The 10,819-nt window shown below is 70.3% G+C and carries 9 protein-coding genes; 7 read left to right on the top strand and 2 right to left on the bottom strand.

The genetic code is table 11. The features are described from left to right. Positions 1–1,278, bottom strand: a 1,278-nt coding sequence (locus ABT336_RS25190; protein WP_350899723.1) for an ATP-binding protein, incomplete at its 3' end; no start/stop codon positions are given. Positions 1,279–1,469: 191 nt separating this feature from the next. Between ABT336_RS25190 and ABT336_RS25185 the strand changes: the two genes are divergently transcribed. Beyond that, positions 1,470–5,843 carry a hybrid sensor histidine kinase/response regulator gene (locus tag ABT336_RS25185; RefSeq protein ID WP_502891263.1) on the top strand — a complete coding sequence of 1,458 codons (4,374 nt, stop codon included), beginning with the start codon at positions 1,470–1,472 and terminating at the stop codon, positions 5,841–5,843. Then, complete coding sequence (locus ABT336_RS25180) at positions 5,840–6,394, top strand: response regulator (protein ID WP_350899719.1); 555 nt, start codon at positions 5,840–5,842, stop codon at positions 6,392–6,394. Before ABT336_RS25185 ends, ABT336_RS25180 begins: the two co-directional genes overlap by 4 nt. A gap of 22 nt (positions 6,395–6,416) precedes the next feature. On the opposite strand, the gene ABT336_RS25175 is transcribed toward ABT336_RS25180, so the two are convergent. Next, the gene (locus ABT336_RS25175; protein ID WP_350899717.1) at positions 6,417–6,752 is read right to left on the bottom strand and encodes an STAS domain-containing protein; all 336 of its coding nucleotides are present in this window, start codon (positions 6,750–6,752) and stop codon (positions 6,417–6,419) included. Positions 6,753–6,961: 209 nt separating this feature from the next. On the opposite strand from ABT336_RS25175, the gene hemL reads away from it, so the two are divergent. The 5 genes from hemL to ABT336_RS25150 all read left to right on the top strand — a co-directional run. Beyond that, complete coding sequence (hemL, locus tag ABT336_RS25170) at positions 6,962–8,299, top strand: glutamate-1-semialdehyde 2,1-aminomutase (RefSeq protein WP_350899716.1); 1,338 nt, start codon at positions 6,962–6,964, stop codon at positions 8,297–8,299. A gap of 6 nt (positions 8,300–8,305) precedes the next feature. Further along, positions 8,306–8,953, top strand: coding sequence for a histidine phosphatase family protein (locus ABT336_RS25165; RefSeq protein ID WP_350899714.1), 648 nt, complete (start codon positions 8,306–8,308; stop codon positions 8,951–8,953). Beyond that, positions 8,953–9,531: a TlpA family protein disulfide reductase gene (locus ABT336_RS25160; protein WP_350899712.1), complete on the top strand. Its 579-nt coding sequence runs from the start codon at positions 8,953–8,955 to the stop codon at positions 9,529–9,531. The genes ABT336_RS25165 and ABT336_RS25160 overlap by 1 nt, the downstream gene beginning before the upstream one ends. Next, complete coding sequence (locus ABT336_RS25155; RefSeq protein WP_350899710.1) at positions 9,531–10,418, top strand: cytochrome c biogenesis CcdA family protein; 888 nt, start codon at positions 9,531–9,533, stop codon at positions 10,416–10,418. The genes ABT336_RS25160 and ABT336_RS25155 overlap by 1 nt, the downstream gene beginning before the upstream one ends. Then, positions 10,418–10,819, top strand: a 402-nt coding sequence (locus ABT336_RS25150; protein WP_350899708.1) for a cytochrome c biogenesis ResB family protein, incomplete at its 3' end; no start/stop codon positions are given. The genes ABT336_RS25155 and ABT336_RS25150, both read left to right, overlap by 1 nt.

Below are 10,819 nucleotides of genomic sequence, written 5' to 3'. Positions count from 1 at the left end.
CACGGCGACCTCGTCCGGGTCGTGCCGGTGCCGCTGGTGCCGCCCCACGGCCAGGGTGCCGAGGCGCTGGCCCCGGGCGATCAGCGGCACGGCGAAGCCCTCGGTCGGCGCGCTGAGCGGAACCTGCGAGCCGTTGCGGGTGGCCTCCTTCAGCCGGGCCTGGATCGACTCCGGCCCGGTCTCCCGCAACACCTGGTGCAGCTGCGGAAGGACTGACTCGTCGGCGTGGCTGGCGGCGGCGAGCTTCAACCTGCCCCACTCGTCAGTGGTGTGCACCGCGCACCACTGACCCAACCGGGGCACCACCAGTTGGGGGATGAGCGCCATCGTCAGTTCCACGTCGAGGGAGTGGGCGAGGAGTTCGCTCGCCTCGGCCAGGAAGGTCAGCCAGGCCCGTCGGCGGACGTCGGCCCGGCGCAGCCTGTCGTTCTCCAGGTGCAGCGAGAGTCGTTCGGCGGCGAGGACTGCCAGGGGGCGGGCGTACCCGGAGGGTGCCGCGTCCAGCTCCAACTGCCCGACGTACGGCCGGTGCACCGCCAGCGGCACCCGGAGCAGGTCCTGCCCGGATCGGGGGTGGCGCCCGTACCGGGCGAGCACCTGGGAGCCCTGCCCGTCGCCCCGGTCCAGGTGGACCATCCCACCTGCCGCGCCGATCATCTCGCCCACCCGACCGAGCAGGTCGGTGGCGAACTCGGGCAGCGGATCGTCCGAGTACGGGTCGGGCATGGTCTGCATCAGCTCGCTCATGGCGGCGGCGCTGGGGGTCGACCCATCGGAGGTCGTCGCCCGGGGGGCGGCCGAGGGGGCCTCCGGCCGGTTTCTGCCAGACCTCGGCCTGTCGGCGCGTTCGAGCCGGAACCAGACCCCCTTGCCGGTGGGGAGGTACGTGGTGCCCCATCGGCTGGCGAAGTGGTCGACCAGCAGCAGGCCCCGGCCGCGTTCCGACACCTCGTTGATCTCGGTGGTGTCGTTGCGGACCCCGACGATCAGTTCGTCGACCGGCCCGGAGGCGAAGTCCGACACCGTCACTGTCAGCCCGACGTCGTCCGCGACGACCTCGATGTCCAGGTCGGTGCCGGCGTGCTCGACGGCGTTCGTGGAGAGTTCGGTGGTCAGCAGCAGCGCCTCGTTGACCAACCCGTCGAGGTCGGCCTCGGTGAGGACCGACCTGACCAGTGCCCGGGCCGCAGCCGGGGTACGCCGGTCTGCGGGCAGCCGGACCCGCCGGACGTGCTCGTCCGAGCCCCCGTCCGCTGCGGCCCCCGCCTCCGCTGACATCTCTCATATCCTGCCCGGCGGACGCCGGGGTGCCAAGCTGATCTCTGTGGGATCCACTCCGCAGGTTCTCGTCGGGGGCTGTGGTCAGCGTGGCGGCCGGGCACGTCGGATGGCGTGGGCGCGGTCACGGGCACAATGATGGGATGGGTCGGCGTGCCGGCCTCCGCCCGAAGTCCCGAGCTTTGCGAGGAATGATGACCACGGCGAAACAGTCCGCCGCCCCGGACTCCGCTCCGGAGCGTGACGCGGTGCTCGACGAGTTGGCGGCGGCGCTGCGGCGGGTCCGCCACGGCGACCTGAAGGTACGGCTGTCCCGCCGCTCGGGTGCCGCCGGCGAGGTCGTCGACGCGTTCAACGAGGTGGTGGCGCTTCAGGAGCGGCAGCACCTCGACCTGCGGCGGATCAGTCGGGTCGTCGGTCGGGACGGTCGGCTCACCGAACGGCTGGACGAGGAGGGGCTGGAGGGCGCCTGGGTCGAGGGGCAGCGGGCTGTCAACTCCCTCATCGACGACCTGGGGCGGCCGACGACGGAGATCGCCCGGGTGATCGTGGCGGTGGCCGACGGGGACCTCTCCCAGCACATGGCGTTGGAGATGGACGGCCGTCCACTGCGCGGGGAGTACCTGCGGATCGGCCGGACCGTCAACACCATGGTCGACCAGCTCTCCTCGTTCTCCAGCGAGGTGACCCGGGTGGCCCGGGAGGTGGGCACCGAGGGTGAGTTGGGCGGCCAGGCCGACGTACGCGGTGCGGCAGGAACCTGGAAGGACCTCACCGACTCGGTGAACACGATGGCGTCGAACCTGACCCACCAGGTGCGGTCGATCTCACAGGTGGCCACGGCGGTGGCGAAGGGTGACCTGTCGCAGAAGATCACCGTGTCGGCCAGGGGTGAGGTCGCCGAACTCGCGCACACCTTCAACTCGCTCACCGACACGCTGCGGCTCTTCGCCGAGCAGGTGACCCGGGTGGCCCGGGAGGTGGGCACCGAGGGCAAGCTCGGCGGCCAGGCGGAGGTGCCGAACGTCGCCGGGACCTGGAAGGACCTGACCGACAGCGTCAACTCGATGGCGTCGAACCTGACAGCCCAGGTCCGCAACATCGCCCAGGTCTCCACTGCGGTGGCCCGGGGCGACCTGTCGCAGAAGATCACCGTCGCCGCGCAGGGCGAGATCCTGGAGCTCAAGGACACCGTCAACACGATGGTGGACCAGTTGTCGTCGTTCGCCGACGAGGTGACCCGGGTGGCCCGGGAGGTGGGCACCGAGGGCAAGTTGGGTGGTCAGGCCCAGGTCCGGGGAGTCTCGGGCACCTGGCGGGACCTCACCGAGAACGTCAACCAGCTCGCCGGGAACCTGACGAGCCAGGTCCGCAACATCTCCCAGGTCTCCACCGCGGTGGCGAAGGGTGACCTGTCGCAGAAGATCACGGTTGATGCCCGGGGCGAGATCCTGGAGTTGAAGAACACCGTCAACACGATGGTGGACCAGCTCTCGTCGTTCGCCGACGAGGTGACCCGGGTGGCCCGGGAGGTGGGCACCGAGGGCAAGTTGGGTGGTCAGGCGCAGGTCAAGGGCGTCTCGGGTACGTGGCGGGACCTGACCGACAACGTGAACTCGATGGCGTCGAACCTGACGTCGCAGGTCCGGAACATCGCCTCGGTCACCACTGCGGTGGCGAAGGGTGACCTGTCGCAGAAGATCACGGTTGATGCCCGGGGCGAGATCCTGGAGTTGAAGAACACCGTCAACACGATGGTGGACCAGCTCTCGTCGTTCGCCGACGAGGTGACCCGGGTGGCCCGGGAGGTGGGCACCGAGGGCAAGTTGGGTGGTCAGGCGCAGGTCAAGGGCGTCGCCGGCACCTGGCGGGACCTGACCGACAACGTGAACTCGATGGCGTCGAACCTGACAGCCCAGGTCCGCAACATCGCCCAGGTCTCCACCGCCGTGGCGAAGGGTGACCTGAGTCAGAAGATCACGGTTGACGCCCGGGGCGAGATCCTGGAGCTGAAGTCGACAGTGAACACGATGGTGGACCAGTTGTCGTCGTTCGCCGACGAGGTGACCCGGGTGGCCCGGGAGGTGGGTACCGAGGGCAAGTTGGGTGGTCAGGCGCAGGTCAAGGGCGTCTCGGGTACGTGGCGGGACCTGACCGACAACGTGAATTCGATGGCGTCGAACCTGACGTCGCAGGTCCGGAACATCGCCTCGGTCACCACTGCGGTGGCCAAGGGTGACCTGTCGCAGAAGATCACGGTTGACGCCCAGGGTGAGATCCTGGAGCTGAAGAGCACAGTCAACACGATGGTGGACCAGCTCTCGTCGTTCGCCGACGAGGTGACCCGGGTCGCCCGGGAGGTCGGCATCGAGGGCAAGCTCGGGGGCCAGGCCCAGGTGAAGGGGGTCTCGGGCACCTGGCGGGACCTCACCGAGAACGTCAACCAGCTCGCCTCCACACTGACCACCCAGCTGCGGGCGATCTCCCGGGTGTCGACCTCGGTGACCCGGGGGGACCTGACCCAGCGGATCGCCGTCAAGGCCCAGGGCGAGGTCGCCGAGCTGAAGGACAACATCAACCAGATGATCGTCACCCTCCGGGAGACGACCCACAAGAACGCCGAGCAGGGCTGGCTCGACTCCAACCTGGCCCGCATCGGCGGACTCCTCCAGGGACAGCGCGACCTCGGTGAGGTCTGCCGCATGATCATGATGGAGGTCACCCCGCTGGTCGACGCGCAGCTCGGCGCGTTCTTCCTGGCCGACACCCCCGACGGGTCGACCCGGCTGCGGCTCACCGCCTCCTACGGGTACGTCTCCCGGGGACACGACGTCACCTTCGGGCCGGGCGAGGGACTGGTCGGACAGACCGCCCTGTCCCGCCGGACGATCCGGGTCGGCGCGGTCCCGGACGGGCGGCTCATGCTCCGCTCCGGCCTGGCCGAGACGCCCCCGGCCGACCTGGTGGTGCTCCCGGTCCTCTTCGAGGGGGAGCTGCTGGGCGTGATCGAGTTCGCCAGCGTCAGCCCCTTCTCCGAGCTGCACCTGTCGTTCCTGGAGCGGCTGGTCGCCACCATCGGCATCGCCGTCAACACCATCCAGGCCAACCGGCGTACGGAGGAGTTGCTGGCCCAGTCCCAGCGCCTGGCCCACGAGCTGCAGGAACAGTCTGCCGAACTCCAGCGCACGAACGCCGAACTGGAGGAGAAGGCGAAGCTGCTCAGCGAGCAGAAGGCAAACATCGAGACCCAGAACCGGGAGATCGAGCTGGCCCGGCTCGGGCTGGAGGACAAGGCCAAGGAGCTCACCCGGGCGTCGGCGTACAAGTCGGAGTTCCTGGCGAACATGAGCCACGAGCTGCGTACGCCGCTGAACTCGCTGTTGCTGCTGGCGCGGCTGTTGATGGAGAACTCGGAACGGAACCTGACCGCCAAGCAGATCGAGTTCGCCCGGACCATCCACGGATCCGGGTCGGACCTGCTGCGTCTGATCGACGACATCCTCGACCTGTCCAAGATCGAGGCGGGGCGGATGGACGTCGAGCCGAGTGAGATCCAGTTCGCCGAGATCCGCGGCTACGTCGAGCAGGCATTCGCTCCCCAGGCCCACGACAAGGGCCTCGACCTCCAGGTACGCCTCGCCAAGGAGTTGCCGTCGGCGCTGGTCACCGACGCGCAGCGGCTCCAGCAGATCCTGCGCAACCTGCTGTCGAACGCCGTCAAGTTCACCGACCACGGGGCGGTGACCCTCCGGATCGGGCCCGCCGCGGAGAACGCGATCTTCGACGTGCCGGCGTTGACGAACGCCCAGCAGGTGATCGCGTTCACCGTGATCGACACCGGGATCGGCATCTCCGACGACAAGCTGTCGCTCATCTTCGAGGCGTTCCAGCAGGCCGACGGGACCACGAGCCGCCGTTACGGCGGGACCGGCCTCGGGCTGTCGATCAGCCGGGACCTGGCCCGCCTGCTCGGCGGCACCATCACTGTGAGTTCGGCGCCGGGGCAGGGGTCGACCTTCACCCTCTTCGTGCCGGACGTCCTGGCACCGGACGCGGTGGTGGCCCCGCTGCCGCCGTCACCGTCGCGGGCCGGGCTGCCGTCGTCGCTGCTGATGCCGACGTTGGAGTTGCCGCCGGCACCGGAGACCCCGGCCACCAGGCAGTTGGACGGGGCGACGGTCCTGATCGTCGACGACGACGTCCGGAACGTCTTCGCCCTGACCAGTGCCCTGGAGCTGCACGGGATGACCGTGTTGTACTCGGACAACGGGGCGGACGGCGTCCGGGTCCTGGCGGAGCATCCAGAGGTGGACATCGTGCTGATGGATGCCATGATGCCGGACCAGGACGGTTACGAGACCACCCGGCAGATCCGGCGTAACCACCGCTTCGCCGACCTGCCGGTGGTCTTCCTGACCGCGAAGGCCATGCCGGGGGACCGCGAGTCGGCGCTCGCCGCCGGGGGCAGCGACTACATCACCAAGCCGGTGGACCTGGACCAGTTGATCGAGCTGATGTCGAACTGGATCAGCAGCAGTAGCCGAGGTAGCAAGGAGAGTTCGTGACCCAGATGGCGAAGGCGCTGCTGGTCGATGACCGCCGGGAGAACCTGATGGCCCTGGAGGCGATCCTCCAGGGGTTGCCGGTGCAGTCGGTGGCGGTGGAGAGCGGGGAGGCGGCGCTGAAGCAACTGCTCGTCGACGACTTCGCGGTGATCCTGCTCGACGCCCAGATGCCCGACATGGACGGGTTCGAGACCGCCGGGCACATCAAACGGCGGGAGCGGACCCGACACGTACCGATCATCTTCCTGACCGCCGCCGACCGGGACGCGCAGCTAGCCCTGCGCGGGTACGCCGCCGGGGCGGTGGACTACCTCACCAAGCCCTTCGACCCGTGGGTCCTGCGGGCCAAGGTCTCCGTCTTCGTCGAGCTGTGGGTGAAGACCCGGCAACTCGCCGCCCAGTCGGATCTGGTCCGCGAGCGTGAGGCCCAGTGGCGCACCCTCACCGACGCCGTCGACGAGGCCACCACCCTGCTGCGCGGTACCACCCCCGAGGCCCGTACCCGCGCCGTGGAACTCCTCGAACAGGCCCGCTGGGGGCCCACCCCCTGACCGGGCCTGCGCGCCGGTGGGGTCAGGACGTGGACTGGTTGTTGCGGATCATCAGGGCGGAGCGGAGGCCGGTGATGTCCAGGACCCGGATCAGGAAGTCACCCACGTTGGTGAGGACCAGGAGGCTCTGCGCGTGACTGGCCTTGCGGCTGAGGACGACGAGGGTGCCCAGTCCCTGCGAGTCGCAGAAGGTGACCCCACCGAGGTCGAGGACGATACGTGGCGGGGGCTCGGTGAGAACCTCGTTCACGACTGTCGACAACTGGGTGGCCGTGAGCATGTCGATCTCACCGGAGAGGCGAAGGACTGCTTCGTCCCCGATCCGGTGTAGCGTGATGGACAGTTCGGCACGATCCACCCGGCCAGCCTAGCGCGGTCTGTCAGCTCCGGCCCGACGAGGCGGATACGTCGGTGCGACCGGACGACGATCCCCCCGCCGCCGGCCGACCGGTGTCGTCGTTCCCCACCGTTGACCAGGTCGGAAGCGGTGTCTCCGGGGTGAGCCTGGGCACCTCGGTGCGGGGTGCCTGCCGATTAGCTCTCCGACGCTGACACAATGGCGTCATCGTGACGCAGATGTTTCCCGCCGGATCCGGCCGCTACCCGGCCGACGCGCCGGCCTCCGAGGCCCTGTTCGACCGCGCCCGAGCCCTGGTGCCGGGCGGGGTGAACTCGCCTGTGCGCGCCTTCCGCGCCGTCGGCGGTACCCCGCGCTTCATGGTCCGTGGAGACGGCCCCTGGCTGTACGACGCCGACGACCGGCGCTACGTCGACCTGGTCTGTTCCTGGGGTCCCCTGGTGCTCGGTCACGCCCACCCGGAGGTGGTGGCGGCGGTGCAGGCCGCTGCGGCCCGGGGCACCAGCTTCGGTGCGCCGACCCCCGGTGAGGTCGAGTTGGCGGCCGAGATCGTCGACCGGACCCCGGTCGAGCAGGTCCGGTTGGTCAACTCGGGCACCGAGGCGACGATGTCGGCACTGCGGCTGGCCCGGGGGTTCACCGGCCGGTCCAAGATCATCAAGTTCGCGGGTTGCTACCACGGGCACTCCGACGGACTCCTCGCCGCCGCCGGCTCGGGCGTGGCCACCTTCGGCCTGCCCGACTCCCCCGGGGTGACCGGCGCGGCGGCCGGGGACACCATCGTGCTGCCGTACAACGACATCGCTGCGGTGGAGGCGGTCTTCGCCGCCGAGGGGCCGCAGATCGCGGCGATCATCACCGAGGCCGCCGCCGGGAACATGGGCGTTGTCGCACCCCGCGACGGGTTCAACCAGTCCCTCGCCCGGATCGCCCACGCGCACGGCGCCCTCCTCGTCGTCGACGAGGTGATGACCGGGTTCCGGGTGTCCCGCGCCGGCTGGCACGGGGTCGACCCCTGCGACGCCGACCTGTGGACGTACGGGAAGGTCATGGGGGGTGGCCTCCCGGCTGCCGCCTTCGGCGGACGGGCCGACGTGATGTCGAAGCTCGCCCCGGCCGGCCCGGTCTACCAGGCCGGCACCCTCTCCGGCAACCCGCTGGCCTGCGCGGCCGGCCTGGCCACCCTCCGCCTCGCCGACGACGCGCTCTACCGTCGGCTGGACGAGACGGCAGCCACTGTGAGCAGGCTCGCCACCGACGCGCTCGCCGCCGCCGGGGTGCCCCACCGGCTCTCGTCAGCCGGGAACATGTTTTCGATCTTCTTCACCGACGCCGACGTCGTGGACTACGACACCGCCCGCACCCAGCAGGTGCCGGCGTTCAAGGCGTTCTTCCACGCCATGCTCGCCGCCGGGGTGTATCTCCCGCCGAGCGCGTTCGAGGCGTGGTTCGTATCGGCGGCGCTCGACGAGGCCGCTTTGGACCAGATCGCCGGGGCGCTCCCGGCGGCGGCGACGGCAGCGGCAGCGGCAGGCTCCGGGGGGTAGGTAGCGGTGAGCAGTACGGTCGTCCACGTGCTCCGGCACGGCGAGGTGCACAACCCGGCCCAGATCCTCTACGGCCGGCTGCCCGGCTTCCGCCTCTCCGAGTTGGGCGTGCAGATGGCCAAGGCGGCGGCCGAGGACCTCGCCGAGCGGGACGTCGTGCACGTGGTGGCCAGCCCACTGGAGCGCGCCCAGCAGACCGCCGAGCCGATCGCCGCACAGTTCGGGCTGCCGGTCGGGGTCGACGAGCGGCTGATCGAGAGCGCCAACTGGTTCGAGGGCAAGCGGGTCTCCCCCGGCGACGGGTCGTTCCGCGACCCCCGCAACTGGTGGGTGCTGCGCGACCCGGTGACCCCCTCCTGGGGTGAGGCGTACATGGTCATCGCGGAGCGGATGTTCGCCGCCCTGCACGCCGCCCGGGTCGCCGCCGAGGGGCGGGAGGCGGTGCTCGTCTCCCACCAGCTGCCCATCTGGACCCTGCGCCGGCACGTCGAGCGCAAGCGACTCTGGCACGACCCCCGTCGCCGTCAGTGCGCCCTGGCCAGCCTGACCTCGTTCCACTTCGACGGCGCCAAGGTGGTCGGGGTCGGGTACAGCGAACCGGCCGCGCACCTGATCGCCATGTCCTCGACAGCCCGGACGGCCAAGGGGGCCTGATGCGAGCCCGCAGGTGGGTCACCGGGCTGCTGGCTGCCGTGACGGTCTCGGCGGGGCTCGTCGGCTGCTCCGCCGAACGTGGCGAGGAGCGGTGCGTCAACACCGACGGCATCATCGAGTGCGCCCCCGAGGAGCGCTCGACGGTGCCCGAGGTGACAGGTGAACTGCTCGACGGGACCTCGTACGACCTGGCCGACAGCCGGGGACAGGTCGTCGTGGTCAACTTCTGGGGCTCCTGGTGCAACCCGTGCCGGGCCGAGGCCGACGACCTGGAGAACACCTACCAGGCGACCCGGGACTCCGGGGTGGCCTTCCTCGGCATCAACGTTCAGGACGACAGGGACAAGGCGGTCGCCTTCGAGGAGACCTACAAGGTCACCTACCCGAGCGTGTTCGACCCGGCGAGTCGCCTGGCGCTGCGCTTCGACATCGCGCCCAACAGCATCCCGGCCACCTTCGTCCTGGACCGGGAGGGTCGGATCGCTGCGGTGGTCCGGATGGCTGTCACCCAGGACCGGCTGCAACCTGCGGTGGAGAAGGTCGTCGCCGAGCAGGCCGCGATGGCCGGTCCCCGCTGATGGGCGAGACGTTCCGGGAACTCGCCCAGAACGGGCCGCTGCTGCTGGCCATCGGGGCGGCGGCGCTCGCCGGGCTGGTCAGCTTCCTCTCCCCGTGCATCCTCCCCCTCGTGCCCGGTTACCTCTCGTACGTCACCGGCCTGGCCGGTGCCGACCTCGAAGGCCGCCCCGCAGCGGGCAGGGGCCGCCCTCCTCGCACCGGACCGACGGCGGCGGCAGCGGGGGCGACGACGACAGCGGGGGCGGCGGGGGGTGTCGCTCTGGACGAGCGGCCCGTCGACGAGCGGCGGACGGCGGCGGTGGCGGCGGTCAAGGGTCGGGTCCTCGCCGGGACCCTGCTGTTCATCGCCGGGTTCACCGTCGTCTTCGTCTCCACTGCGGTGGTGGTCTCCTCGGCCGGTCGGCTGCTCTTCGAGTACGACCGGATCGTGGAGATCGTCGTCGGGGCGCTGATCGTCCTGCTCGGTCTCGGGTACCTCGGGGTCGTCCCGGGCCTGCAACGGGAGTTCCGGATCACCAAACTCCCCTCGGCCGGGCTGCTGGGCGCCCCGGTATTCGGGGCGGTCTTCGCGCTGAGCTGGGTGCCCTGTGTCGGCCCCACCCTCGGGGCGGTGCTCGGGATGGGCGCGGTCGGGGGACAGACCGACCGGGCGGTGGTGCTTGCGGTGGCGTACTGCGTGGGGTTGGGGTTGCCCTTCGTGATCTTCGGGCTCGGCTTCCAGCGTCTGCTCGGGGTGTTCAAGGCGATCCGCCGCAACAGCCGGTGGGTGACCCGGGCCGGTGGTGCCCTGCTGATCCTGATCGGTCTGGCCCTGGTGACAGGTGGCTGGCAGAACTTCGTGATCTGGTTGCAGACCACCGTCGGGGTGGGTGAGGTGAGCATCTGATGACCGCCGTGCAGGACCGGACGAGCGACTCGCCCCCGGGACCCCGGCGGCGGGCCAACCCCGTGGTGGCGCTGCTGCGTAACTCGTGGCGGCAGTTGACCAGCATGCGTACCGCGCTGGTCCTGCTGTTCCTGCTCGCGGTGGCCGCCATCCCCGGGTCGGTGCTGCCCCAGTGGGGCGTCAACCCGGAGGACGTGCGGGACTACTACGCCACGTACCCGGACCTGGCTCCGGTGCTGGACCGCATCGGTGCCTTCGACGCGTTCGGCTCGATCTGGTTCTCCGCGATCTACCTCCTGCTCTTCACCTCCCTGGTGGGCTGCATCGTGCCCCGCCTGCGCGACCACGTCCGGGCGTTGCGGGCGAAGCCGCCCGCCGCACCGAGGCGGCTGGACCGGCTG

Source organism: Micromonospora sp. NPDC000207 (assembly GCF_040300925.1).
Taxonomy (GTDB): domain Bacteria; phylum Actinomycetota; class Actinomycetes; order Mycobacteriales; family Micromonosporaceae; genus Micromonospora.
This window is presented reverse-complemented; position numbering and strand designations above follow the sequence as displayed.

Coding starts and splice junctions, on each gene's coding strand:
- ABT336_RS25185 (WP_502891263.1), top strand. CDS start 1,470: ATGATGACCACGGCGAAACAGTCCGCCGCCCCGGACTCCGCTCCGGAG.
- ABT336_RS25160 (WP_350899712.1), top strand. CDS start 8,953: ATGCGAGCCCGCAGGTGGGTCACCGGGCTGCTGGCTGCCGTGACGGTC.
- ABT336_RS25155 (WP_350899710.1), top strand. CDS start 9,531: ATGGGCGAGACGTTCCGGGAACTCGCCCAGAACGGGCCGCTGCTGCTG.